This is a genomic window from Terrabacter ginsenosidimutans, assembly GCF_039539425.1.
Classification (GTDB): domain Bacteria; phylum Actinomycetota; class Actinomycetes; order Actinomycetales; family Dermatophilaceae; genus Terrabacter; species Terrabacter ginsenosidimutans.
Genome location: NZ_BAABDC010000014.1, coordinates 14,325 through 39,884 on the forward strand (window position 1 = coordinate 14,325; position 25,560 = coordinate 39,884).

General features: G+C 71.5%; 21 protein-coding genes and 1 pseudogene. 9 read left to right on the plus strand and 13 right to left on the minus strand.

Annotated features, from left to right (window positions below):
- Positions 1-34 precede the first annotated feature (34 nt).
- The 5 genes from ABD831_RS21440 to ABD831_RS21460 all read right to left on the minus strand — a co-directional run bounded on the left by ABD831_RS21440 (position 35) and on the right by ABD831_RS21460 (position 5,499).
- Positions 35-1,516 (minus strand): lanthionine synthetase LanC family protein, encoded by a 1,482-nt coding sequence (locus ABD831_RS21440; protein ID WP_344951884.1) that lies wholly within the window; start codon positions 1,514-1,516, stop codon positions 35-37.
- 96 nt (positions 1,517-1,612) lie between these two features.
- Positions 1,613-2,659, minus strand: coding sequence for an ABC transporter ATP-binding protein (locus ABD831_RS21445; RefSeq protein ID WP_344951887.1), 1,047 nt, complete (start codon positions 2,657-2,659; stop codon positions 1,613-1,615).
- On the minus strand, positions 2,656-3,474 hold the full coding sequence (locus tag ABD831_RS21450; RefSeq protein WP_142178873.1) for an ABC transporter permease subunit: 819 nt from the start codon (positions 3,472-3,474) through the stop codon (positions 2,656-2,658). The genes ABD831_RS21445 and ABD831_RS21450 overlap by 4 nt, the downstream gene beginning before the upstream one ends.
- The gene (locus ABD831_RS21455) at positions 3,471-4,367 is read right to left on the minus strand and encodes an ABC transporter permease (protein WP_344951892.1); all 897 of its coding nucleotides are present in this window, start codon (positions 4,365-4,367) and stop codon (positions 3,471-3,473) included. The genes ABD831_RS21450 and ABD831_RS21455 overlap by 4 nt, the downstream gene beginning before the upstream one ends.
- The gene (locus tag ABD831_RS21460; protein ID WP_142178875.1) at positions 4,360-5,499 is read right to left on the minus strand and encodes an ABC transporter substrate-binding protein; all 1,140 of its coding nucleotides are present in this window, start codon (positions 5,497-5,499) and stop codon (positions 4,360-4,362) included. The genes ABD831_RS21455 and ABD831_RS21460 overlap by 8 nt, the downstream gene beginning before the upstream one ends.
- A 387-nt stretch (positions 5,500-5,886) precedes the next feature.
- Here ABD831_RS21460 and ABD831_RS21465 point away from each other — a divergent pair, with 387 nt between their 5' ends.
- From ABD831_RS21465 to ABD831_RS21485, 5 genes are all read left to right on the plus strand, one after another.
- Positions 5,887-7,035 (plus strand): magnesium and cobalt transport protein CorA, encoded by a 1,149-nt coding sequence (locus ABD831_RS21465; RefSeq protein ID WP_425582868.1) that lies wholly within the window; start codon positions 5,887-5,889, stop codon positions 7,033-7,035.
- 32 nt (positions 7,036-7,067) lie between these two features.
- The gene (locus ABD831_RS21470; RefSeq protein WP_344951899.1) at positions 7,068-7,898 is read left to right on the plus strand and encodes a DUF72 domain-containing protein; all 831 of its coding nucleotides are present in this window, start codon (positions 7,068-7,070) and stop codon (positions 7,896-7,898) included.
- 121 nt (positions 7,899-8,019) lie between these two features.
- Positions 8,020-8,535, plus strand: coding sequence for an OsmC family protein (locus ABD831_RS21475; RefSeq protein WP_344951902.1), 516 nt, complete (start codon positions 8,020-8,022; stop codon positions 8,533-8,535).
- Positions 8,536-8,544: 9 nt separating this feature from the next.
- Positions 8,545-10,650 (plus strand): phosphate acetyltransferase, encoded by a 2,106-nt coding sequence (gene pta / locus ABD831_RS21480; RefSeq protein WP_344951906.1) that lies wholly within the window; start codon positions 8,545-8,547, stop codon positions 10,648-10,650.
- Positions 10,647-11,804: an acetate/propionate family kinase gene (locus tag ABD831_RS21485; protein ID WP_344951909.1), complete on the plus strand. Its 1,158-nt coding sequence runs from the start codon at positions 10,647-10,649 to the stop codon at positions 11,802-11,804. The genes pta and ABD831_RS21485 overlap by 4 nt, the downstream gene beginning before the upstream one ends.
- 53 nt (positions 11,805-11,857) lie before the next feature.
- Here ABD831_RS21485 and ABD831_RS21490 read toward each other — a convergent pair whose 3' ends face one another.
- Together ABD831_RS21490 and ABD831_RS21495 are read right to left on the minus strand one after the other, a co-directional pair.
- Positions 11,858-12,727: an SDR family oxidoreductase gene (locus ABD831_RS21490; protein ID WP_344951912.1), complete on the minus strand. Its 870-nt coding sequence runs from the start codon at positions 12,725-12,727 to the stop codon at positions 11,858-11,860.
- A gap of 26 nt (positions 12,728-12,753) precedes the next feature.
- On the minus strand, positions 12,754-13,311 hold the full coding sequence (locus ABD831_RS21495) for a hypothetical protein (protein ID WP_344951915.1): 558 nt from the start codon (positions 13,309-13,311) through the stop codon (positions 12,754-12,756).
- Between the two features lie 142 nt (positions 13,312-13,453).
- Here ABD831_RS21495 and ABD831_RS21500 point away from each other — a divergent pair, with 142 nt between their 5' ends.
- Positions 13,454-14,683 carry an AI-2E family transporter gene (locus ABD831_RS21500; protein WP_344951918.1) on the plus strand — a complete coding sequence of 410 codons (1,230 nt, stop codon included), beginning with the start codon at positions 13,454-13,456 and terminating at the stop codon, positions 14,681-14,683.
- Between the two features lie 178 nt (positions 14,684-14,861).
- On the opposite strand, the gene ABD831_RS21505 is transcribed toward ABD831_RS21500, so the two are convergent.
- The 5 genes from ABD831_RS21505 to ABD831_RS21525 all read right to left on the minus strand — a co-directional run bounded on the left by ABD831_RS21505 (position 14,862) and on the right by ABD831_RS21525 (position 20,344).
- Positions 14,862-15,992 carry a hypothetical protein gene (locus tag ABD831_RS21505; RefSeq protein WP_344951921.1) on the minus strand — a complete coding sequence of 377 codons (1,131 nt, stop codon included), beginning with the start codon at positions 15,990-15,992 and terminating at the stop codon, positions 14,862-14,864.
- Between the two features lie 70 nt (positions 15,993-16,062).
- Positions 16,063-16,695: a GNAT family N-acetyltransferase gene (locus ABD831_RS21510; protein ID WP_344951924.1), complete on the minus strand. Its 633-nt coding sequence runs from the start codon at positions 16,693-16,695 to the stop codon at positions 16,063-16,065.
- 7 nt (positions 16,696-16,702) lie between these two features.
- Positions 16,703-17,221 carry a MogA/MoaB family molybdenum cofactor biosynthesis protein gene (locus tag ABD831_RS21515; protein WP_344951927.1) on the minus strand — a complete coding sequence of 173 codons (519 nt, stop codon included), beginning with the start codon at positions 17,219-17,221 and terminating at the stop codon, positions 16,703-16,705.
- Positions 17,214-17,702, minus strand: coding sequence for a cyclic pyranopterin monophosphate synthase MoaC (moaC, locus tag ABD831_RS21520; protein ID WP_344951930.1), 489 nt, complete (start codon positions 17,700-17,702; stop codon positions 17,214-17,216). Before moaC ends, ABD831_RS21515 begins: the two co-directional genes overlap by 8 nt.
- Positions 17,702-20,344, minus strand: a complete 2,643-nt coding sequence (locus ABD831_RS21525) for a UTP--glucose-1-phosphate uridylyltransferase (protein ID WP_344951933.1) — start codon at positions 20,342-20,344, stop codon at positions 17,702-17,704. Before ABD831_RS21525 ends, moaC begins: the two co-directional genes overlap by 1 nt.
- 59 nt (positions 20,345-20,403) lie before the next feature.
- On the opposite strand from ABD831_RS21525, the gene ABD831_RS21530 reads away from it, so the two are divergent.
- Entirely contained in the window at positions 20,404-21,036 is a 633-nt protein-coding gene (locus ABD831_RS21530; RefSeq protein WP_344951936.1) for a 5-formyltetrahydrofolate cyclo-ligase, read from the plus strand.
- A 66-nt stretch (positions 21,037-21,102) separates the two neighbouring features.
- On the opposite strand, the gene ABD831_RS21535 is transcribed toward ABD831_RS21530, so the two are convergent.
- Positions 21,103-23,637, minus strand: coding sequence for a penicillin acylase family protein (locus tag ABD831_RS21535; protein WP_344952004.1), 2,535 nt, complete (start codon positions 23,635-23,637; stop codon positions 21,103-21,105).
- Between the two features lie 228 nt (positions 23,638-23,865).
- On the opposite strand from ABD831_RS21535, the gene ABD831_RS21540 reads away from it, so the two are divergent.
- Complete coding sequence (locus tag ABD831_RS21540) at positions 23,866-25,386, plus strand: potassium/proton antiporter (RefSeq protein WP_344951939.1); 1,521 nt, start codon at positions 23,866-23,868, stop codon at positions 25,384-25,386.
- Positions 25,387-25,432: 46 nt separating this feature from the next.
- Positions 25,433-25,528: pseudogene (locus tag ABD831_RS21545) on the plus strand (FmdB family zinc ribbon protein); the annotation flags it as partial.
- Positions 25,529-25,560: the final 32 nt, after the last annotated feature.

Sequence of the window (25,560 nt, forward strand, 5' to 3'; positions counted from 1 at the left end):
AAACGAATTCGACCAGGGCGCCGGCCCCGAGGCGTCAGTCTCGCTGGACGTCAGGTGCCAGACGCGGCTCCACCGCCCACCAGTTGTCCATCCGGCTGACCGCCACCGGTCGACCGGCACCGCCCTCGCTCCCGTCACCGTGAACGCCGTCGACGACGCGCCCCAGCCGGTGGAGGTAGGCGCAGATGCCGGCCACGCCCTGCATCCACCCGACTCCCGGCGGCAGCAGCGGGTCGGCGTTGCGATGCTCGACGAACCGCCAGTACGCGCGGTCCCCCTCGACGATGGCGTGCTCGACGAGCGCGTCACCGAGCCGGATGGCGAGGTCAAGGTCTCTCGGGTCACCGAGGCTTGTCCAGGCGTCGAGGAGCGTGTCGCCGACTCCCGCCGTCCCGCAGCAGCGACCGTCGTTGTCCCAGAAGCCGGGCCGCAGCCGTTGAGGTATGCCGGAGGCGTGCACCGCGTCCAGGCACCGTCGGTGCCACCTGAGGGGGTGCTCCCCGGCCACCTCGCGGACGCCCGCCGCGTCGAGGGCGAGGAAGAGCAGCGAGGTTCCCGTCGGACCGTGGCACCAGCCATAGGACAGTGGTTCCAGCCCGAGCTCGGGCGCCGCGGGCACGAGGTGCGGGAGCGCCAGCCCGGGATGGCCCGGCACGCGCAGCCCGACGAGGTGCTCAGCCCCTCGGCGGGCCTGCTCCACGACGTCCGGACGGTCCAGGGCGGAGCCGGCGAGGGCCAGCGCCGCCGCAATGCCTGCCAGGCCGTGAGACCAGTTCGGCATGTCGCGGCGCGGCCCCAGCCGGTGGCGGTCCGCGACCATCGACCAGTTCAGGCCGTCGGCCACCGGCTCGGCCTCCGCGATGAGCACGTCGACGCACCGGTCGGCGAGCTCGCGTCCGGCCGGGGCGCCGTGACGCATCGCCCAGAGCGCCGCGAGGAGCACGCCGGCTGTGCCCGTCGTCGCGTCATGAACCCGCGCGTCGGACGTGTAGCGCGGAGGCCCCGCGGCCTCGGTCGGCCAGCCGTCCGGGGTGAGCAGCTCGAGCAACCTGTCGACCGCCGTGTCCACGACGGCCAGGTCCGGGACGGGAACAGACAGGTCCCCGGAGGGCCCCGATGGTCTCGCCCTCCCCGCCTCGGCGGCGATCAGCGCGCCTACCGAGCTCGCGAGGCCGTCGAAGTACGACGCGTCCGTCTCGGCGGGGGCCTCGGCGCTCAGGCGCGAGACGACGCCGTCGACGAGCTGCGTCTCCTCGTCGGTCCACGCGCGGGCGAGCCCGATCTCGGTGAGGAGGTGGACGAGTCCGGAGACGCCGCTGTGCAGCCCCTGCGCGAACTGCGGGCGTAGCGCGGGACCACCCGCGGGGTCCACGGAGTCCGGGATCCAGGGCCCGTCGTCGTCCCACTCGACATGGTCGAGGACCCAGCGCCACGCGGCCGCACCGAGGCTCAGGTAGGTCCGTGCCCTGACATCCGAGGGCGGCCCCAGCGCATCCCTCGGCGGCAGCGTCGACATCCCGACATCGTCGCAGGCCCTGGGCCCTCGGGGACAGCAACCGTTCGCACCGAGGAGGTCAGGGGCTCGAGGACCTCAGCCCCAGACGCCCGCGACTCACTCCCGTGCGACGGCGAGAGCCGGGGCCCCCACGGGCCGCACCGTGACGCGGTCGCCCGGTGCGAAGTCGGCCACGACCGCGCTGGGCACCTGCACGAGCACCTGGTTCAGGTCCTCACCGGGGCTGACGACCACCCGACCCTGGGCGCCGAGGAAACTCGAGCTGATGACGACCGCGGCCCCCTCCCCCTCCTGCGTGACGCTGAGGTGCTCCGGCCGGATGAGGACCGTGACGGGGCCCTCGCTCGCGGAGCCGGGGAGCAGTGGGACGCTCGCGCCGAGCACCTCGGCGGTCGCTCCGTGGGACGTGCCGACGATCCGGTTGGTCAGGCCCACGAAGTCCGCGACGAAGTCGTCGGCCGGCCGCGAGTAGAGCTCCTGCGGTGCGGCAAGCTGCAGGAGCCGGCCGTCGCGCATGACCCCGACCCGGTCGGCGATCGCCAGCGCCTCCTCCTGGTCATGGGTCACGAAGAGGGTCGTCGTCCCGACCTCGAGCTGGATGCGGCGGATCTCGTCGCGCAGCTGGGCCCGGACCTTGGCATCGAGGGCGGAGAGGGGTTCGTCGAGCAGGAGCACCTGCGGCTCGATCGCGAGCGCCCGCGCCAGCGCGACGCGCTGCTGCTGGCCGCCCGACATCTGGTGGGCGTACTTGTCGACGTGGGCCGAGAGACCGACGAGCTCGAGCATCTCGGCCGAGCGCCGGCGTCGCTGCTCGCTGCCCTGCTTGCGCAGCTGGAGGCCGAACTCGACGTTCTGCCGCGCCGTCAGGTGCGGAAAGAGGCTGTAGGCCTGGAAGACCATCCCCATGTCGCGCTTGTTCGTCGACACTCGAGTCAGGTCCTTGCCGCCGACCTCGACGCGTCCGGAGTCGGGGTCCTCGAGCCCGGCGAGGCAGCGGAGCGCGGTCGTCTTGCCGCAGCCTGACGGCCCGAGGAGGGCGACGAGCTCCCCGGGTTCGAGGTGCAGGGTGAGGCCGTCGAGGGCGTTCACCCCCGAGTAGGTGCGGCGCAGCTCGGTCAGCTGCACCGCGACACCACGACTCATGAGGGCTCCTTGCGGGAGGGTCGCCGGCCGCCGACGAACGACAGGACGAAGAGGACGAGGAAGGCGAACACGAGCGCGGCCAACCCGACGGCGACGCTGATCTGCGAGTCGGACTTGCCGAGGAGGAACATCGCCACCTGCAGGTTGGTGCGGCTGAACAGGTTGGCGATGGTGAACTCGCCGAGCGTGAGGGCCACCGCGAGGAAGGCTGCCGACAGCACCGCCGTGCGCAAGTTGGGCAGCACGACCCGGGCCATCACCCGGCCCCAGCCGGCGCCGAGCGACCGGGCCGCCTCGGAGAGGGTCTTGACGTCGATGGCCCGCAGGCCCACGTCGATGGAGCGAAAGGCGTAGGGCAGCACGAGGATGACGTAGGCGAAGCCCAGCCAGATCGTCGACTCGCCGAGGAAGTAGGTCACCCAGGAGTAGACGGGGGTGAGCCCGACCACGAGGACGATCGCCGGCACCGTGAGGGGCAGCAGGCAGAGGAACTCGACGGTGCGGGACAGCCCCGGCAGGCGAAGCCGCACCCAGGTCATCGTGGGAACGAGCAGCACGAGCATGACGACGACCGTGAGCACTGCCAGCCCGACCGACGCGGTGAATCCGGCAGCCAGGTCGGGGTAGTCCCGGGAGATCGCCTCCACGTCGACGAGCTTGGCCCAGGTCTCGCTCGTCCGGTTGCCCTGCGCGTCCTTCGTCGTGAAGTCGAGCATCCCCAGGAGGGGGGCTGCGAAGAACGCCATGCTGAGGGCGACGACGACCCAGCGCAGGGCGGACTGACGGCGACGGCGGGTCGCCCTGATCCCGCTCATCGGGCGAGCCAGCGTGACGCGCGGCGGTCGATGGCGGCATACAACGTCATGACTCCTGCGACGACGACCACCATGAGCAGCGCCATGGCCTTGCCGACGTTCTCCTGACCGAGGATCACCTCGGAGTTCAGCGTGCCACCGATGGCGAGCGGGAGGAGCGGGGAGCCTTGCGAGACAAGCGCGGCCGCCGTCGCGTAGGCGCTGAAGGCATTGGTGAAGAGGAGCAGCAGGGCGCCGACGAACGAGGGGAACAGGATCGGCGCCGCGACCTTGCGCCAGTAGAGCCACGTGCTGCCACCGAGGGTCTCGGCCGCCTCACGCCACTGGGGACGCAGACCCTCGACCGCCGGCAGGAAGACGATGAGCATCAGGGGGATCTGGAAGTAGAGGTAGACGAGCATCAAGCCCTTGTTCCACTCGTAGAGCCACAGGCCACCCGTGTCGTCGAGACCCCACGCCGTCAGCAGCTTGGTGAGGTAGCCGGTGGCACCGAACGTCGCGAGGAACGCGAACGCCAGGGCGACCCCGCCGAACTGCGCCAGCACCCCGCACAGGGAGGTCGTGAAGCGGCGGAGCACGCCGTCCACGTTCGCCGTCGACACGGCATACGCGAGGAAGGCTCCGATCACGGCACCACCCACGGCCGTGACGGCCGACAGCACCAGCGAGTGCCACAGGGCCGAGGTCACCGCCGGCTCCGCGAGCGCCCTGACGTTGGCCAGGCTCAGCCCGCCCTGACCGTCCGGACCGGTCGCGATGAACGCGCCGACGACCACGACGAGGGTCGGGATCAGGAGGAAGACCGTGACGTAGGCGAAGAAGGGGACGACGCCGAGGAGGGCGCTCGACGGTCGACGACCGGCGAGCGCCCCTCGGCGGGGAGTGTCAGCCAACCGCGTTCGCCCACGCCGTGGCGAGGTAGGCCTTGCCCGACGTCGCGTCGGCCTGGGTGGGCACGACCGGGGTCCCACTCACCTTGGGCAGGGCGGCAGCGGCCGCAGCATCGAGCGTGCCGGCCTTCTGCATGGCCTCGAAGCGGACCGGACGCGCACCGCCCTTGAGCCAGAGGTTCTGGCCCTCGTCGGAGTAGAGGAACTCCTGCCACAGACGGGCGGCCGCCGGGTGCGGCGCGTCCTTGTTGACCGCCTGGTAGTAGAAGCCGGCGATGACCGCCCCCTCGGGGACGACAACCTTCCACGACGGCAGCTTCGCGGTGGCGGCGCCGTTGAGGTAGTCCCAGTCGATGACGACCGGGGTCTGGCCCGACTGGATCGTGGCCGGCGTCGGGTCGACCGGGATGAAGTTGCCGGCGTCTTTGAGCTTCTTGAAGAAGTCGACACCCTTGGTGAGGTCACCGGCCGTGCCACCCTGCGAGACCGAGACCATCTGGACACCCGCAAACGCCGCTCCGGCCTTCGTCGGGTCACCGTTGAGGGCGACCTTGCCCTTGAACTCCGGCTTGAGCAGGTCGTTGACGCTGGTGACGGCCGGGACCTTGGCGGAGTCGTAGCCGATCGACATGTAGCCGCCGTAGTCGTTGACCCAGGCACCGTTGGCGTCCTTGAACGAGTCGGGCACGTCCGCGAAGGTGGCCACCTTGTAGGGCGCGTACTTGGCCGTGTTGGCCAGGGCGACGGCGGCACCGAGGTCGAAGACGTCGGGGGCGGTCGACTGGCCCTTGAGCCGGTCGGCTGCGGTGATCTCGTCAGCGCTGCTCGCGTCGGGCTGCGCGCTCGTGACCTTGATGCCGTACTTGTCGCCGAACGCCTTGATGATGGCGCCGTAGTTGGCCCAGTCCGGCGGGAGGGCGATGACGTTGAGGGCGCCCTCCTTCTTGGCCGCGGTGACGAGCGCGTCCATCCCGCCGAGGTCTGCGGCTGACGTTGCGGTGGCGGCGCTCTTGCCGCCGGGAGCGGTGGTGGTGTCGGAGCTCTTCGTCGGCGCCGAGCAGGCGCTGACGACGAGCGCCGACGTGGCGACCAGCGCGAGCATCCCGGTGGACCGGCGCAACAGGACAGAGTGCATGCGATTCCCTCCCAGTGACGAGTGCCCGAAGCGGGCTGTTTCGAACACTAGGGGCAAGGCAGGCCCCGTGGGCAGGACTTGGCTCGCGTTCACCTGGTGCGCTTGAATATTTCACTACCGGCGCCCGTCGCCGGTCGGAATCGTCAGTGGCTGTCGCGTCCCGCCAGCCGCTCGCTCTCCTGGTCGAGGCCTCCGGGTCTACACTCCGGGAGGCGACGGCAGACAGGCACGTCGCGTGCGCGACGACGGCAGGGAGGTGGGCGCCATGTGCGGCGAGCCTCCCAGTCATACGACCGACGAGAGCTGACCGCTCGAGACTCCCGCAGGGGCTCGCGGCGGTTCTCGTCGTGATGACCGCCAGCCCCTTCGTCCCACCCGGGAGTCGTCGTGTCCGAGCGCCCTCGCAACCCCATCCGCACCCTGGCCGGCCGCGTGCGCCGTCCGTCGCCCACCCACCCCAGCCGCACGAGCCCGCAGCCGACCGCCCCGTCGTCGCGCCAGGAGCGACGGCAGGGCGCGAGCGTGGTCGACAGCGCCATCTACGTCGACGGGCGGCGCACCGCCTCACCGGAGACCCTCGCTGACACGTTCCGGGGCCTCCGCGAGCTGACCGAGTCGGTCGCCTGGATCGGTCTCTACCGCCCGACGCAGGACGAGCTGGCTGCTCTCGCAGCGGAGTTCGACCTGCACGAGCTCGCCGTCGAGGATGCGATCGTCGCGCACCAGCGGCCGAAGATCGAACGCTACGGCGAGACGCTCTTCGTCGTGCTGCGAGCGGCTCGCTACGTCGACGCGTCCGAGGAGGTCGAGTTCGGCGAGGTGCACCTCTTCGTCGGTCGCGACTTCGTCATCACCGTGCGCCACAGCGAGGCCCCCGACCTGTCGGCCGTCCGCCGGCGCCTCGAGAGCGACCCCGAGCTGCTCGCCCTCGGCCCCGAGGCGGTGCTCTACGCGATCCTCGACCGCGTCGTCGACGGCTACCTGCCGGTGGTCCGCGGACTGCACAACGACATCGACGAGATCGAGACCGAGGTCTTCCGCGGCGACCCGGCCGTGTCGCGCCGCATCTACGAGCTGAGCCGTGAGGTCATCGAGTTCGAGCGCGCCGTGCGTCCGCTGGCCACCGTCATCCAGTCCCTGTCGGCCGGCTTCGAGAAGTACGGCACCGACGAGGAGCTGCGCCGCTACCTGCGCGACGTCGAGGACCACCTCACCCAGGTGCGCGAGCAGGTCGACGGCTTCCGCCACCTGCTGCGCGACATCCTCACTGTCAACGCGACCCTCGTCGCGCAGAAGCAGAACGAGGAGATGAAGACCCTCACCGAGGCGAGCATGGACCAGAACGAGGAGGTCAAGAAGATCTCGGCCTGGGCGGCGATCCTCTTCGCGCCGACACTGATCGGCACCGTCTACGGGATGAACTTCGACGCCATGCCCGAGCTGCACTGGCGCCTCGGCTACCTCTACGCGATCGGCATGATGGGTCTCGTCAGCGTCGGCCTCTACGGGATCTTCAAGGGACGTCGCTGGATCTAGGAGAGCGGCCGAGGGGCGGGTAAGGAGCGGGCATGCCACACGCACGCATCGGCGTCTCTGGCTGGCGCTACCCGTCGTGGCGCGGCGACTTCTACCCCAAGGGCCTCCCCCAGCGCCTCGAGCTGACGTATGCCGCCGAGCGGATGACCTCGATCGAGGTGAACGGGTCGTTCTACTCCCTCCAGCGCCCGAGCTCGTATGCCGCGTGGCGGGCCGCCGTGCCCACCGACGTCGTGCTCGCGGTCAAGGGCGGGCGGTTCATCACCCACCTGAAGGCGCTGAAGGATGTGGAGACGCCCCTCGCGAACTTCTTCGCGAGCGGGGTCCTGGCGCTCGGGCCGCAGCTGGGCCCGGTCCTGTGGCAGCTGCCGGAGCGCTTCGTCTTCGACCGCGAGCGCGTCGCGGGGTTCTTCGCGCTCCTGCCCCGGTCGACGGCCGAGGCCGCGCGGCTGGCGGAGAAGCACGACGACAAGCTCAAGGAGGGCCGGTTCCTCACGACGTGCGAGGTCGACGTGCCGGTGCGCCACGCCCTCGAGCCGCGGCACGACAGCTTCGACACGGACGAGGCGAGGGCCCTGTGCGCCGAGCACGGCGTCGCCATGGTCATCGCGGACAGCGCGGGGCGCTGGCCGGTCATGGACGACGCGACGAGCGACTTCCGCTACGTCCGGCTGCACGGCGAGACCGAGCTCTACGCGAGCGGCTACACCGACGAGTCCCTCGACCGCTGGGCCCGGACGTGCGAGGCCTGGATGGAGCAGGGGCACGACGTCCACGTCTACTTCGACAACGACGCGAAGGGGCACGCACCCCACGACGCGGTGCGTCTCGTCCGGCGACTCGGGCTCCACACGACCGCGTGAACGGGAGGGGGCCGCACTCCGGCACGGGCGCAGCGCAGCGCAGCCACCCGGCATACGGTGTCGGGACAGGAGTCGGACGACGGGAGCCAGCGATGACCCAGCAGCACCTGAGCGACGCGGGATGAACAGGGACGAGCTCCGCGCGGCGCAGGAACCGCTCAAGGCGCGCTACCGCGAGGACCCCGAGGCTGCGGTGCACGCGGTGTCGGCGAGCGCCGTCTTCGGCGAGCCGGTCACCGTCGAGGTGCGCACCTCGGCCGGTGCCGTGCGGGCAGGACTCCACCCGGCCGCGGGCGGCGACGGCTCGGACGCCTGCTCGGGCGACATGCTGATGGAGGCGCTCGTCGCGTGCGCGGGCGTGACGCTGCACGCCGTCTCGGTCGCGTTCGGCGTCGACCTGCGCGATGTCGAGCTGCGCGCCGAGGCAGCGTTCGACGCGCGCGGCACGCTGGGCGTCGACCGGACGGCCCCGGTCGGGGTCCTGCTCCCGCGGGTCGTCGCCGAGGTCTCGACGGAGGCCGACGACGCGACCCTGGCCCGGCTCGCTACGGCGACCGAGCGCTACTGCGTTGTTGGGCAGTCCCTTCGGCACCCACCCACCATCGAGGTGCGACGCCGCGACCCGCGGGACCGGTAGGTTCGTGACGTGAGCCGTAGCGTCTACGTGGCCTCTCCCGAGGGCCTGACCGGCAAGTCCGCGGTGGCCCTCGGCCTGCTCGACGCGCTGCTGCGCGAGGTCGGGTCGGTCGGCGTCTTCCGCCCGCTGACGACGCTCGGCGGCACCGGTCCCGACGACGAGGTCGACCACATCGTCGAGATGCTCGTGAGCCAGCCCGGCGTGGACCAGACCTACGACGAGGCCATCGGCGTCACCTACGCCCAGGCCCACGACGACCCGGACGAGGCGCTGCACCGCATCGTCGAGCGGTTCGGCGCCCTGAGCGCGAGGTTCGAGGTCGTCCTCGTGCTGGGTTCGGACTACACCGACGTCTCGACCGGCACCGAGCTGTCCTTCAACGCGCGGGTCGCTGCCAACCTCGGCTCCGCCGTCGTGCTCGTCGTGCACGGTCGCGACCGCACGCCCGAGCAGATCCGGGTCGCCGCCGACGGAGCGATCACGGAGCTGCGCGCCAACCACGCCCAGACCGTGGCCGTCGTCGCCAACCGTGTCGACCCCGCCGACCTCGAGGCGGTGCGCTCCGTCCTCGCCGGGCTCCCCTTCCCCGTCACGGCTGCGATGCCGGAGAACGCGCTGCTCTCCGCCCCGAGCTTCCGCGCCCTCGCCGACGCCATCGGGGCGCGGCTCGTGCTCGGGAGCGAGTCGTGGATGGACCGCGACAGCCTGGGTCTCGTCGTCGCCGCGATGAGCCTGCCCAACGTGCTCGCGCGGCTCGGCCCGGACGTCACGGTCATCGCCCCGAGCGACCGCACCGACCTCATCCCCGGCCTCATGCTCGCGCACCAGTCGGGCACCTTCCCGACCCTGGCCGGCATCATCCTCACCGGCGGCTACCCGATCCCCGAGACCATCGCGCGCCTGTCGGCCGGCGTGCAGCAGGACCTGCCCATCGCGCTCACCGACGACGGCACCTTCCGGACCGCGGAGAGGCTCATGCAGGTGCGTGGGCCCATGACGAAGGGCTCTCGCAACAAGATCGAGACCGCGCGCCGCCTCTTCGCCGAGAGCGTCGACCAGGCCGCCCTGCTCGCGGCCATCGACGTGTCGGCCTCCGAGGTGCGCACGCCGCTGATGTTCGAGTTCCAGCTCATGGAGCGGGCGCGCTCGGACCGCAGGCACATCGTGCTCCCCGAGAGCCAGGACGACCGCATCCTCGAGGCGGCCGACATCCTCCTGCGCCGCGGCGTCGCCGACCTGACGCTCCTCGGCGACGAGACCAAGGTGCGGGCGCGCGGCTCGGCGCTCGGGCTCGACCTCGACACCGCCGCGGTCGTCTCCCCCACCGACCCCGGCCTCGTCGAGCGCTTCGCGCAGGAGTATGCCGTCGCGCGCGCCCACAGGGGCATGACCGTCGAGCGGGCCCGGGAGGTCGTCACCGACATCTCCTACTTCGGCACGATGATGGTCCATCTCGGCCTCGCCGACGGCATGGTGTCCGGTGCCGTCAACACGACGGCCCACACGATCCGGCCGGCCCTCGAGTTCGTCAAGACGGCCGACGGCGTCAAGACGGTGTCGAGCGTCTTCCTCATGTGCCTGGCCGACCGGGTGCTCGTCTACGGCGACTGCGCCGTCATCCCCGACCCGACGGCCGAACAGCTCGCCGACATCGCGATCTCGTCGGCGCAGACCGCCCAGCAGTTCGGCATCGAGCCCCGCGTCGCGATGCTCTCCTACTCGACGGGATCGAGCGGCTCGGGAGCCGAGGTCGAGAAGGTCCGTGCCGCGACGGCCCTCGTGGCCGAGCGCGCACCGGAGCTCGCGCTCGCCGGTCCGATCCAGTACGACGCGGCCATCGACCCCGTCGTCGGCCGGGCCAAGATGCCCGACTCCGACGTCGCCGGTCACGCCACCGTCTTCGTCTTCCCCGACCTCAACACGGGCAACAACACCTACAAGGCCGTCCAGCGCAGCGCGCACGCCGTCGCGGTGGGGCCCGTGCTGCAGGGGCTGCGCAAGCCCGTCAACGACCTCTCCCGCGGCGCGCTCGTCGACGACATCGTCAACACCGTCGCCATCACCGCCGTGCAGGCACAGGGCGTCTCCGCCGAGCAGCAGGGAAGCACCACGTGACGCAGTCCTCCACCGACCGCCCCGTCCTCGTCCTCAACGCCGGGTCCTCCTCGCTCAAGTACCAGCTCGTCGTGCCCGAGTCGGGTGAGGTGCGCGCCGCGGGGATCGTCGAACGCATCGGCGAGCCCGGCAGCGAGGTCGCCGACCACTCCGTCGCGCTCGAGCAGATGCGGGCGCAGCTGCGGGCCGACAGCGTCCGTCTCGACGAGGTGCCTCTGCGCGCCGTCGGCCACCGGGTGGTCCACGGCGGTCCCGACTTCTCCGAGCCCGTCGTCATCGACGACGCCGTCCTGGATCGCATCCGACACCTGAGCGCCCTTGCGCCACTGCACAACCCGGCCGCGGTCATCGGCATCGAGGCGGCCCGCGAGCGCCTCGACGTCCCTCACGTCGCGGTCTTCGACACCGCCTACTTCTCGTCGCTGCCCGCGGCGGCGTCGACGTATGCCGTGCCCCGCGACCTCGCCGCGAAGCACTCCATCCGCCGCTACGGCTTCCACGGCACGTCGCACCAGTTCGTCGCCGGAGCCACGGCCGAGCTCCTGGGTCGCCCGCTCGAGGACCTGCGCCAGGTCATCCTCCACCTCGGCAACGGCTGCTCGGCGTCGGCCGTGCGGGGCGGGCGCGCGATCGAGACCTCGATGGGCCTGACGCCGCTGCAGGGTCTCGTCATGGGCACCCGGTCCGGTGACGTGGACCCGGGGCTGCACGCCTACCTGGCGCGCGAGGCCGGCCTGTCGCTCGACGAGATCGACACGCTGCTCAACAAGAAGTCCGGCGTGCTCGGCCTCAGCGGTGTCAACGACTTCCGCGAGCTCGTGGAGCGCGTCGAGGCCGGCGACGACGACGCGCAGCTCGCGTTCGACGTCTTCGTCCACCGGCTCAAGCACTACGTCGGGGCCTACCTCGCGATCCTCGGCGGCGCCGACGTCCTCGTCTTCACCGCGGGCATCGGGCAGCACAGTGCGCCGGTGCGGGCCGCGGTCGCCGACGGCCTCGGCGAGCTGGGCATCGCCGTCGACGCCTCGCTCAACGACGACGACTCGTCCGGGGCCCGCGTCATCTCCCCCGACGGCTCCCGTGTGGTGGTGGCCGTGGTGCCCACCAACGAGGAGCTGGCCATCGCCCGCCAGACGGCCGACCTCGTCGGCTGACCCCGTGCTGAGCGCCGGTCGAGGTCCTACCGGCCCTCACCCGGCTGCCGGGATCACCTCGAGTCGCGCCGCGACTCGAGGTACTCGCGCAACGAGGTCGGGCGGCGTCCGGTCAGACGCTCGACGTCACCGCTCACCCCGTCGAGCTCGCCCGCCGCGACCGCGGTGTAGGTCGACACCCAGGCGTCGACCTGCCAGTCCGGTGCCCCGTAGACCGCGCGTGACGCATACGCCTCCTCGAGGGTCTCGTCGTGGAAGTGCACCTGCCGACCGGTGACGTCGGTGATCGTCTCGGCCATCTCGGCGAAGGTCAGGGACTCCGGTCCGGTCAGGTCGTACGTCGCGCCGGAGTGGGAGGCCGGGTCGAGCAGCACGACCGCCGCGACGCGTGCGATGTCGGCGTGCGAGACGACCGCCGCCCGGCCCTCGGCCGCGGGGCCGCGGATCACGCCGTCGTCACCCACCATCTGGTCCATGAACTCGAGGTAGAGGTTGTCGCGCAGGAAGGTCCAGTCCATGCCGGAGGCCCGGAGGTGCTCCTCGGTGGCGGCATGGTCACGGGCGAGCGTGAACGTAGCGTCGGGTGCCGCGCCGAAGAACGACACGTAGACCACGTGACGCACGCCGGCCGCCGCGGCTGCGTCGACGAAGGCGCGGTGCTCGGCCAGCCGGTCCTCGTTCTCCGCCGCCGAGACCATGAAGAGCGTCTCGACACCCTCGAGAGCAGCTCGGGCCGCGACGCCGTCCCGGTAGGTGCACTGTGCCGCAACCGAACTCGGCAGCTCTGGAGCACGCGCCAGATCCCGCACCAGCAACCGCTGCGCGACCCCGCGCCCGGCCAGGTCCCGTGCGACGAGGCCTCCGAGCCAACCGGTCGAACCGGTGACGGCGAGGGACGGACGCCCACTGTCGGTTCCGCTCATGCCAGGAGCCTACGCACGCAGACCCGTCAGGTCAGCCGCACGAGGCGGCCGAGGTCGACGCAGGAGACGCCCACCGCAGCCATCCGGCTCGTGACCGCGCGGCCGTGGTCGCGCGGCACGACGAGGGCGGCAGGCGTGCCGCGGCTCAGCGCGTCGGCGACGTCGTCGCGGGCACTGGCCAGACGCTCCCAGTCGGCCAGCCAGGTGTCGACGGGCAGGTCGTCGGCCCGGGTGTCCGCATCGAGCGTGCGCACGTGGGCCACGAAGTCGCGGATCGCCTCGTCCTGCGCCGCTATGGTCGCAGCGCGCACCGACGGCGGTGCGCCCGTCGGCACAGGGTGGGAGGCGAGCTCGGCGCGGAGCCGGGCGCAGCCGTGCTCCACGACAGCCACGACACCCGGCCGGTCGATGAGCTCGGGACGGTCGTGGTTCGCATAGGCCCACAGGCCCACGACCGAGATCACCATGAGCGCCACGAGCACGATCGCCGACCCCACGACGACGACGGCTGCGGGCCGCGACCAGCGAGCACGACGACGCAAGGGCTCACGCAGCGGTGGCGCCTTCTGCCAGAACGTCGTCACATCGGGAGTGTTCCGCCCTGCGGCCCGACCCGCACCGTCACGCCCCGACACGATGCTCGATCGTGACGCCGCGGCAGCCAGCGGGGCGCGGACCGCGGCGGGTGATCCACCGGAAGCCCGCCACGCGGCATACGGTGTGGTCGTGACCGACAACCACGCCACCCCCTCCGGCGCGCCTATCGACGCGACCCTGCCCGTCCCCACCCACGACGGCGCCGACGCGCACCGGCGCGAGGACCGCACCCCGACCACGACGAGCGAGCTGTCCGGGGTGGAGGCTGCAGCCGTGCCACCGAGCATCCGGGTCGCGAGCGAGTGGGCCTGGCGGCTGCTGCTCATCGGCGCAGCCATCTACCTGCTCTCGCTCACCGTGCGCTCGGTCTCGGAGATCATCGTGCCGGTCGCCATCGCCATCCTGCTGACGGCGCTGCTGCGTCCCATCGCCAACTGGCTGCACCGGTCGATGAAGCCGGGCGCGGCCGCCGGCCTCACCCTGCTCGGCACGATCCTGCTCATCGGCGCGCTCTTCACGCTGGTGGGCACCCAGTTCAGCAGCGGCTTCTCCGACCTGACGAGCCAGGTGGCGACCGGCCTGGAGCGCATCCGAGACTGGGTGCGCACGACCTTCAAGATCACCGACGCCCAGTTCGACCAGTACTTCAACACGGTCCGCGACAAGGTCAGCGAGTCGGGCAACCTGGGCGACACCGCGACCTCGGTCGGCCTCACCGCCACGCACTTCCTGGCGGGGCTGTTCATCGCCCTCTTCTCGCTCTTCTTCTTCCTCTACGAGGGCCCGCGCATCTGGGGCTGGGTCGTGCGGCTCTTCCCTCGCGCGACCCGCCCACGCGTCGACTCCTCCGGCCTCATCGCCTGGCAGCAGCTGTCGGCCTTCGTGCGTGCGACGATGATCGTGGCGTTCGTCGACGCGGTCGGCATCTCGGTCGGCGCCGCGATCCTCAAGGTGCCCTTCGCCTTCGCGATCGGCGTCCTCGTCTTCATCCTGGCGTTCATCCCGATCGTGGGCGCGCTGCTCTCCGGTGCGGTCGCGGTCCTGCTCGCTCTCGTCGCGCACGGCCCCGGCGTCGCCCTGATCATGCTGGCCGTCGTCATCGGCGTGCAGCAGCTCGAGTCGCACGTGCTCCAGCCGTTCCTGCTCGGCAAGGCCGTCAGCGTCCACCCGCTCGCCGTGATCCTCGCGATCGCGACCGGCTCGATCATCGCCGGCATCGTCGGCGCCCTCGTCGCCGTGCCGTTCGCGGCGGTCCTCAACGCCGTCGGCAAGCACCTCTTCAGCGACGAGTCAGAGCGTGAGCTCGACCGCGAGCTGGAAGCGTCCGCCGACGACGGAGGAGCACCGGCCAACGCCTGACCCGAGGGCGGGGGTCGTATGCCTCATGGCGTATGCCGTGGGGCGCGCTCTCCCACTCCCGTGCGTGACCGTGGGGCCGCTCGCAGCGCGAGCGGCCCCACGGTCATGCGAGACAGGTGTGGCGACAAGGCCTCTCGACGGTGGGGCGAGGCCCTTACGGACGGCTGCGGCTAGAGCGTCACTGGGAGACGGCGCGGCGGGCGAAGAGGGCTCGGTCGTCGAGCTCCTCGGCCTCCTCGGCGAACTCCGGCGTGTCGAAGACGTCAGCCGGGATGCCGGTGTCGGTGTAGCGCGGCTCGGCCTTGGCCTTGAGCGAGTAGGTCGGCCGCGGCACGGGGACCGGGCTCCAGCTGCCCTCGGCAGCCGGGGCCGCCTCTGCCTCGACGACCGGAACCTCGCCCGTGACGGGCGCCTGCACGTCGAAGACGCCGGGCTCGACGTGCTGGCCGACGAGGGACTGCGGCTCCGGAGACGCCGCCGTGACCTGCGACGGGACGGGCGTGCTGCGGATGACCTGCGTGTCGTCGCTCGAGAGCACCGGCACGTGGTGCGCGAAGTCGTGGCCCCGGCCGGAGTCGGCGCGCCCGTCACGACGGCGCTTGCCGCGGCGACCGCCGCCGGCCGTCTCGGCGGCGTCTGCCGAGGTGCGGAGCCGGTCGGCCTGGGCCTCGGCCCTGAGCCAGACGAGCACGGCAGCGACGGTGAGCACGGCGAACGGGATCGAGGCCCACATCAGCAGGCCGGTGACCGTGAGCGCGATCGAGACGGGGACCCAGACGACGGAGAGAAGGAGCAACACGGCACGAATTCGACGCTGCGCCAACGGGACCCGAGCCGGAGCCGGAACCGCCTGACGACCTACCGGACGTCCTGACCGAGGCTGCGCCCCGTGGCTCGTCCGGCTCGCTGACTCGGGCATGCGGTCCACCTCGGCGGCGTAGGGGGCGTGGTCGGTGTGGCCCGGATCCAGCCGGTTGCCCGACGGGACGGTGGCAGTGAGGACGCGCTCGTCACCGCGTCGCGCGACGAGCGGCGAGTGCCGGTGCGACGTGCCGGCAGGGACCGCTCGCTTCACGTCCACGGTGGGACGGCCGGCGCCGGCGGGCTTGACGGCATACGAGTGGGGGCGCGGCGTGCTCAGCTCGGTGGCCGGGAGGGCCTGACGCTTCTCGAGGACGCGCATGGCCTGCGTGAACCCGTCGACGGAGCGCGTGGCGGCAGCGTCCTCGCGACGGCGGGCCCAGTGCTGCACGAGATAGGCAGCCCAGATCGCCACGATGACGACGAAGATGAGGCTGCTGACAGGCACGTGACCCACGGTAGGACGCGGTTCGGTAACGACACGGCACATTCGAGGCGTGTCGCGCAAGAGGCTGGTGTTACACCTGTGACAGACGGGTCGTGAGGGTCGAACCGGCCAGGTCCTCCGTCGTGACGGCGAAGGACCGGTGGTCACGCCAGGCACCGTCGATGTGCAGGAACCGCTGACGGATCCCCTCGTCGCGCAGGCCAAGACGCTCGACGACCCGCAGCGACGGCACGTTGTCGAGCCGGATGTTGACCTCCACCCGGTGCAGCCCGCCCGGGCCGAGGGCGTGGTCGACGGCGAGGGCGAGCGCGCGCGTCGCGATGCCACGCCCCGTGACCGCCTCGTCCAGCCAGTATCCGGCCGCCGCCGACTGCTGCGCGGCCCGGACGATGCCGAAGAGGTGGACCTGACCGACGATGCGCCCGCCGACCTCGATGCACCAGGGCATCGCCCGGTCGGCACTCGCCTCAGTGTCGAGATCGCGGACGAACTGCCGGAACGAGACCGGCGTGCGCGCGGGCGAGCCCGGCGGGAGCGTCGGCTCCCACGGCTGGACATATGCCGCGTTGTCCCGTCGCACGCGCTGCCAGTCCCGCTCGTCATCGACCCTCAGCGGCCGCAGCACGATGGCGGGGTCGGCGGACGCGTCGCGCAGGACGACGGGCCACCGGGCCCGTCCGTCGCGATGCGGACGCCACGGCATCCTCACGTCAGTGGTCGCTGCCGGGGATCTGGTCGAGGGCGTGACCCAGGACCGGCTCGAGCACGTCGAGCGCATCGCTGACGCCGCCGCGTGACCCGGGGAGGTTGACGACGAGGGTGCGACCCGACAGACCGGCGAGCCCCCGCGAGAGCATCGCCGTCGGCACCCCCTTGGCCACTCCCGCCGCACGGATCGCCTCGGCCACGCCCGGCACGAGCCGGTCGAGCAGCGGTGCGGTCTGCTCGGGCGTCGCGTCGGTGGGCGTCAGGCCGGTGCCCCCTGTCGTCAGCACGAGGTCGGGCTCGCTCGCGAGCACCTCGCGCAGGGCCATGCCGTACTCGTCGCCGTCGGCGACGACCACCGGGGCCCCGACCTCGAGACCCCAGCCTCGGAGCCGGTCCACGATGACCGGCCCCGACCGGTCGGCGTAGACACCGGCCGCTGCCCGGGTCGACACCGTGACGACGACGGCCCGACGGCCCGAGCCCGGGCCCTCGCCCAGGCCGGAACCCGCGGCCTCACTCATGCCAGTCCCCCGAACGGCCGCCGGACTTCGCGGTGACACGCACGTCGGTGATGCGGCCGTGCTTGTCGACGGCCTTGACCATGTCGATGAGGGCGAGCGCGGCGACGGACACGGCGGTCAGCGCCTCCATCTCGATGCCGGTGCGGTCCGCGGTGCGCACGGTCGCCGTGATGTCGGCGCCGTCGTCGGCGACCGTGACGTCGACCTCGACGCCGTGCACGGCGATAGGATGCGCGAGCGGGATGAGCTCCGGCGTCCGCTTGACCGCCTGGATGCCGGCGATGCGTGCGACGGCGAGGGCGTCGCCCTTCGGAACCCGCCCGGAGCGGAGGGCGGCGACGGCGTCGGGGCTGAGCAGCACCCTGCCTGCGGCACTGGCCTGGCGCGCGGTCACGGCCTTGGCCGACACGTCAACCATGTGCGCGCTCCCGTCGGCGCGGACGTGGGTCAGCGCCGGAGCCGGCGGTGGCTGGTCGGTCATCACATCTCCTTGTCGAGGAGCAGGACGTCGACGACCTCGCCGGCGACGAGCTCGGTGACGTCCTCGGGCACGACGAAGAGGGCGTTGGCCCTCGAGAGGTCGGCGACGAAGTGTGACCCCTGACCCGCCACCGGCACCGCGACGAGCGTGCCCTCGGCGGAGCGGGACACCACGGCGCGGCCGAACTGCCTCCGGCCGCCGTAGGACTCGACGCCCGAGATGAGAGTGGCCGGGCGCAGGCGGCGCTTCTCCGGTGTCAGCCGCATGAGGCGGCGCAACGCCGGACGCACGAAGACCTCGAACGACACGAAGGACGACACCGGGTTGCCGGGCAGGGCGAAGAGCGGCACCGGTTTGCCGCCCGGTCCGGTGAGCAGGCCGTAGCCCTGGGGCTTGCCCGGCTGCATCGCCACCTTGACGAAGTCGATGCCCTTCCCGCGCAGCGCGCTCTTGACGACGTCGTAGGCGCCCATGGACACACCGCCACTGGTGATGACGACGTCCGCCCGGGTCACGATGTCGTCGAGGGCGGCGAGCAGGTCCTTCTCCGAGTCGCCGACCGCGCCCCGCACCTCGGCGGACGCCCCGGCGCCGACCGCCGCGGCCCACAGCATCGAGGAGTTGGAGTCGTGGATCTGCCCGGGCCCCAAGGGTTCTCCGGGCTCGACGAGCTCGGTCCCCGTCGAGAGCACGACGACGTGCGGTCGGCGGTGGACCTCCACGCCGGCATGTCCGCAGGCCGCGAGCAGGGCGATGGTGCGCGCACCCACGACCTCGCCCGCGGAGACGATGACGGTGCCCGAGGCGACGTCCTCGCCGCGTGGCCTGACGTATCGGTGTCGCGGCACCGAGGCCCGGCACTCGACCTCGCCGCTCGCGGCGCCGTCCGTGTCCTCGACCGCGATGACCGCGTCGGCGCCTTCGGGGATCGGGGCGCCGGTCATGATCCTGGCTGCCTCTCCTGGGCCCACCGAGAAGGCCGGGTCGTCACCGGCGGCGACCTCGCCGACGACGCGCAGCCGCACCGGCGCGTCAGCCGCGGCTGCGAGCGACTCGGCGCGGACGGCATACCCGTCCATCGAGGAGTTGTCGAAGCCGGGGAGGTCGACCTTCGAGCGGACGTCACGCGCCACGACGAGGCCGAGGGCCTCGGTGAGCCGCGTCCACTCGGTCGGCGACGGCTCGAGCGTGGAGAGGATGGCCTTGAGGTGCTCGTCGACGGTGCGCAGGTCGCGCGGCGTCGCGGCGGGCGACGTCGCGGGCACCGGCAGCTCGCCGAGCACGGCATCGTCGAGGACACGGCGGTAGCCGTCGATGAGCACATCACCGACACAGCGGACGTTCCGGCCGAAGACGGGGTCGCCGATGACGCGCAGGCTGGTGCAGTCACGCATCGACGGCACGCCCTTGGGGAAGCGCTTCTCGAAGCCGGGCACGAAACGGTAGGCCGAGTCGAGGTCGACGTAGGGCTCGGGCCCGTCGACGGTGGCGACCACGTGGTAGCCGTCGTCGAGGGAGAAGAAGTCCGACCGGATGACGAGCAGGTCGTTCGTGGTCTTGACGGGCCGGAAGCGTGTGCGCGGCACCAGGATCGCCTCGGACCCCTCGAAGACCTCGATCGCCGTGCCCATCGCCGACTCCATCTGGATGACCTCGGGCGAGCTGGGGTCGGCCGGGTCGACGTTCTTGCGGTTGACGATGATGGGGAGTCCGAGGACCCCCTGCTTGGCCGTCATGCGCTCCCGCAGGACCTCGAGGTCGATCCACACGTTGTTGGCGTTGAAGGTGCTGTGCCGCTTGATGTCGCGGAAGAACCTCTCCTCCCCCTCGGCCACCATGGCCGTGTCGCGCAGCACGATGCGTCCGTCCGACTTGCGCACCGCGAGGTGACCGCCCTTGCGGTCGCTCTTGGTCCGCCGGCAGACCTCGGCGACGTAGGGCAGACCGTGCTCGACCATCCACGCCGCGACGTCGGGGTCGCACGTCGCACCGAGGTTGTCGGAGTTGGAGAGGAACGCATAGCGGATCCCCTTCTCCAGCAGGGCGTCGAGCACGCCCGACGTGACGAGCGAGACGTAGACGTCGCCGTGCCCCGGCGGGCACCACTCGAGCTCGGGGTCGGCGGGCCACTGGACCGGCATCAGGTCGTCCGGCCGCAGCTTGGGCTCGGCGCTCTGGATGAAGTCGAGGGGCAGTCCCTGGACCGGCAGGTCGGGATACTTCGCGAGGATCTTGAGCGACTCCTCGGACGTGCGGAAGGAGTTCATCAGCACGAGCGGGAGCTCGACGTCCCAACGCTCACGGAGCGCGAGCACCTGCAGGGCGATGATGTCGAGGAAGGTCAGGCCGTCCTTCACCTCGAGCGCCGACTTGGCCCCCGTCATGCCCATGCCGGTGCCGAGACCACCGTTGAGCTTGATGACGGCGGTCTTGGACAGCGCCGCCCGCGCCTCGTCGTCGGCGACCTTCACCTCACCCAGCGCCTGGATGTCGCCCAGGGGCTCGATGGAGTCCTCGGGGATGGTGCCCAGCGCGCCCGCCTGCAGCTGTTCGAAATAGTGCTCGAAGACGCTGATGGCCTCGGGGCCCAGGCCTCTCCGGCGCATCAGGTCGACGGAAGCGCGCAAGCCCTGGTCACTCATGGCCATCACCTTACGATGGGCTCCATGCGCGTCCGGACCGTCTCGCGAACCCGATTGCGATGACGACGGCCACCAAGCGTGACCTGCGTCACGCCGCCCGCGCCCGGCGGCGCGAGCTCGCCCGCACGATGGACGACGCCGCCCGCGACGCGGCCGCCGCCGCGATCACCGAGGCCGTGCTGCGGTTCGTGCCCGAGCCCTGCCGGGTCGCCGTCTACGAGTCGCTGCCGGACGAGCCGCCGACCGGGCGCCTCGTCGAGACGCTCGTAGCGGCCGGACACGAGGTCGTCGTGCCCGTCGTGCTCGACGACTTCTCACTCGAGTGGAGGTATGCCGTGCCCGGCACGTCGGGCGACCGGGCCACGGTGCGCCGTCCGAGCCGCGGTGGGCACGGTGGGCACGGTGGGCACGGGCCGGACGCCGCCGACGGGCAGGGATGGCTCGGCACCGACACCCTCGCCACGTGCGACCTCATCGTGACACCGGGCCTGTCCGTCGACGCCCATGGCACCCGTCTCGGACAGGGCGGCGGCTGCTACGACCGCGCCCTGCTGCACCGCGACCCCGCGACTCCTGTCGTCACCCTGCTGCACGAGGGTGAGCAGAGCACCACCGACCTGCCGGCCGACGCGCACGACGTGCCCGTCGACGGCTACGTGACGACCACCGGACGCGTCGTGCGCCTGCGCTGACGCGGCCAGCACCCGGCATACGCCCTCAGGTGGTGGAGCCCAGGTGGTCGAGCTCAGGTCGTCGAGCTACGGGGACGACGTCGCGGACGGCGGCACGAGGGTCAGCTCGTCGTCGGTCGCGTCGCGGACCGCGGCCTGGCTGAACGGCCACGCGAAGGTCTCGTTGGCCGCCCAGGCGTCCACCTGGTCGGCGTAGTGGTCGTCGTAGGCGTGACCCGACTGACCCGTCGAGTTGACCCAACGGGACGCGTCGAGGTTGCCGAGGTCGACGACCATCCGCATCGAGGGCCCGTTGGTCACGTCGTAGCCGGGCTTCGAGGCGTTCCACGAGTTGGCGTTGACGATGGAGTTGCCGCCGCCGAGCTCGATGTCGTTGCGGTTGAAGAGGTTCTGGATGACACCGGGCACGGCGTCCGAGCTCATGACCTGGTGCTCGAGGTCCAGCTGGTGCAGGCGTCCCCACCGCCAGGTCGCGGGGACCTTGCCGAGCTCACGGGCGAGGTCGAGACGCGCCTCGACGAGAGCCCGCTTGAGGATCTCACCGGAGCCCTCGGTGACCCCGGGCGTCGTCTTGTCGTCCCACCAGTCGTTCTTCGGGTCCTTGAGCAGCTGCTCCATGACGACCATCCAGCGGCTGCCGCCGTCGGGGGCGATGTCCGGTGGGAGCTCGTCGAACGTGTACTGGAGGAGGTACTTCCACACCGCGTTGTAGTACGCCGCCGACGCCGCGTCGCGGGACTTGTCGTTGGGCTGGCTGCCGTCCCAGTCGCGCAGCAGCCGCTGGGCCTGGGCGGTGAAGTCGTCGACCTGCACCGACAGGAGACGCTCGACGAGCTCGGGTGCGTAGGTGTTACGGGTGTCGCCCTGGATCTGCGACATCGTCTCGGGTGAGACCTTCGGCGTCGCGGCGAGCAGCGTGCGGATGCGCTGCGCCCGGAAGCCGTAGTCCCACTCCGACGTGAGGAACGGCGTCGGGCTCGCCGTGACGGCCTGGTTGGCCGTGACGATGAAGCCCTCTGCCGGGTCGAAGGAGCTGGGCATGTCGTCGAACGGGACGTAGCCCTTCCAGTCCCACTGCGAGTCCCAGCCGGGCGAGGGCCAGAAGCCGGGGGGCGCACCGGGCGTCGCGGAGCGCCGGACCGGGATCTTGCCCGGCGCCTGGTAGCCGATGTGGCCGGCCGTGTCGGCGTAGACGAGGTTCTGCGACGGCACGGAGAAGAGGGCCGCGGCCTTGCGGAAGTCCGACCAGTTCGTCGCGCGGTTGAGCGCGAAGATCGCGTCGGCCGTCGTGCCGGGCGTCAGTGCCGTCCACGCGAGCGACACGGCATACCGGCTGGACTGCGGGGCCCCGCGCACGACGCTGCGGTCGCCCGCGGTGTCGATGGCCGGGACGACGTCCGACAGGATCGGCCCGTGCACGGTCGAGCGCACCGTCAGGGGCACGTCAGCGCCCCCGGCGACCTTGATCGTCTCCTGGCGCTTGACGAGCGGCACGTTGTCCCCGTCGCGCAGGTAGGAGTCGCCCGAGACCTGCTCGAGGTAGAAGTCGGTGACGTCGGGGCCGAGGTTGGTCATGCCCCACGCGACCTTGTCGTTGTGCCCGATGACGACCCCGGGCAGGCCCGAGAAGGTGAACCCCGAGACCTGGAACGGGCACGCGGCGCTGAGCGTGCGGCACTGGAGGTTGACCTGCCCCCAGATGCCGGGGATCGCGAGGGCCAGGTGCGGGTCGTTGGCGAGCAGCGGCTTGCCCGTCGTCGTGCGGGCACCGGAGACGACCCACGAGTTCGATCCGATGCCGTCCCCGCGGCCGAGGCTCGCAGGCACGGCGTCCACCGAGGCGAGCGCCGAGTCGACGGCCGCGCTCCCGTCCGAGGAGCGCAGCGCCGTGAGGGCGGCGGGCGTGGGGCTGGCGGCCTGGTCGCTCTGCGCCGCGGCCGGCTGCCAGTCCTGCTGGGACAGGATCGGCTGGTTGCGGTCGACGGGATAGGGCGGGTAGAGCAGGTTGACCTGCTTGAGCGAGCGCGTCGTGCGGGACAGACGGGCCCGCGCGAGCTCGTCCTTGTAGTCGCCGCGCAGGTCCCAGGCCATGGCCTTGAGCCACGCGAGCGAGTCGACAGGCGTCCACGGCTCGACGCGGTAGTTGGGGTTGCGGCGCGCGAGCACGGTGTACTCCAGCGACATCTTCTCGGGCGACTCGGCCTTCTTGATGTACGCGTTGACACCGTCGGCGTACGCCTGGAGGTACTGACGGGTCTCCGGGGCGAGCTTGGGCAGCTCCTGCTCGGCGACCCGGCGCCACCCCATCGCCCGGATGGCCCTGTCGCTGTCGATGCCTGCGCTCCCGACGAGCTCGGACAGGCGCCCGGCCGTCACGTGACGGCGCAGGTCCATCTCGAAGAACCGGTCCTGGGCGCTGACGAAGCCCTGCGCACGGAACAGGTCGTTGGCATTGTCGGCGTAGATCGTGGGGACGCCCTGGGCGTCGCGGTGGACCGAGACCGAGCTCGTGAGCCCCTCGATGGCGAGCTGGCCCGTGGTGTCGGGGAAGGACTGTCGCACCACACCGATCGCCAGGATCCCGACGGCGACCACCGCCATGACGACGAGGACGGCGACGAGCAGGAGGATCCGACGGGCGCGCTTCAACCGTGACACGCGACGAGCCTAGGCCACCGCCGACGGCCCGGAACGCACCCCGGCGGGCGCGGCACACATCGTTGCCGAACCGACGACAAACCCGCCACGAACGCCCGGCGAACCCGCGGACCGCTCCCCGGCGACGGGGGCCGGGATGGTTGGATTGCCCCCACACCTGAGGAGCTGCCCTTGCCCGCACTCGCATCCATCACGTCGTCGACCATGGACCTCGACGACCTGACGCGCGTGCTCCTCATCGGGTCGCTCGTGCTCCTCGTGGCCGTCGCGGCCGTGCGCCTGTCGGTGCGATCGGGCCTGCCGTCGCTGCTGATCTACCTCGGCATCGGCCTGGCCCTCGGCAACGCCGGGGCCGGCATCCAGTTCGACGACGCCTCGATCACCCGGGTGCTCGGCTATGCCGCGCTCGTCCTCATCCTGTCCGAGGGTGGCCTGACGACGTCGTGGTCGAACATCAAGGAGTCGGTCGCGCCGGCCGCGGTGCTCTCGACCGTCGGTGTCGTCGTGTCGGTCCTCGTCGTCGCCGTGGCCGCACACACCCTGCTGCCGCTGTCGTGGACGATCTCGCTGCTCATGGGCGCCATCGTCAGCTCGACCGACGCTGCAGCCGTCTTCGCCGTCCTGCGCAACGTGCCGCTGCCCAAGCGCCTGTCGGGGATGCTCGAGGCCGAGTCGGGCTTCAACGACGCCCCGGTCGTCATCCTCGTCGTCGCGTTCGCCGCCCAGGGAGTGCCCGGCGGGACGGCCGACCCGTGGTGGGTGCTCCTGCTGCACGCCGCCGTCGAGCTCGTCGGCGGGGCCGTCATCGGTGGCGCCGTGGGCTGGCTCGGCGGGCAGATCCTGCACCGCGTCGCGGGCGCCTCCTCGGCCCTGTTCTCCATCGGCGTCGTGGCGCTGACCGTGCTCGCGTATGCCGTCGGCGCGGCCCTGCACGTCTCCGGCTTCCTCGCCACCTACCTGTCGGCCCTCGTGCTCGGCAACATGGGGCTGCCCAACCGGGTCGCGTTCCAGAGCTTCGCCAACGCGCTCGGCTGGATCGCCCAGATCGGCCTGTTCGTGCTGCTCGGCCTGCTCGCCGACCCGACGCGCCTCGGGGAGCAGCTGGTGCCGGCGATCGTCATCGGCCTCGTCCTGCTGCTCGTCGCACGGCCGTTGTCGGTGGTGGCGTCGGTGTCGTGGTTCAAGGTGCCCTGGCGCGACCAGCTCTTCCTCTCGTGGGCGGGCCTGCGCGGGGCCGTCCCGGTCGTGCTGGCGACCGTTCCTCTCGTCGTCGGCACGCCCGACACCGAGTGGATCTTCGACCTCGTCTTCATGCTCGTCGTCATCTTCACCATCGTGCAGGCGCCGTCCCTGCCGTGGGTGGCGAAGCGTCTGGGGCTCAACGAGCAGGTGCACTCGGTCGACGTCGACCTCGAGTCCACCTCGCTCATGCAGATCAGTGCCGACGTCATCCAGGTGACCGTCGGGCCCGAGTCGCGGCTGCACGGCGTGGCCGTCTTCGAGCTGCGCCTGCCCAAGGGAGCCAACGTCACCCTCGTCGTGCGTCGGGGTGAGGGGTTCGTCCCGGAGCCGCACACGACGATCCGCCACGGCGACCAGCTGCTCGTCGTCACGACGTCTCGCGTCAAGCAGCGCACCGAGCAGCGCATCCGTGAGATCAGCCGCGGCGGGCGCCTCGCCGGCTGGCCGTAGACTGACCCTCGGCCTGTTCCCCCCATTCGACGTCCGAGGTTCACCTGTGCCCACCTACTCCTACGCGTGCCAAGAGTGCGGCCACGCCTTCGACATCCGCCAGTCGTTCACCGACGACTCCCTGACGGTGTGCCCGGAGTGCGGCGAGCCGCGACTGCGCAAGGTGATCCACCC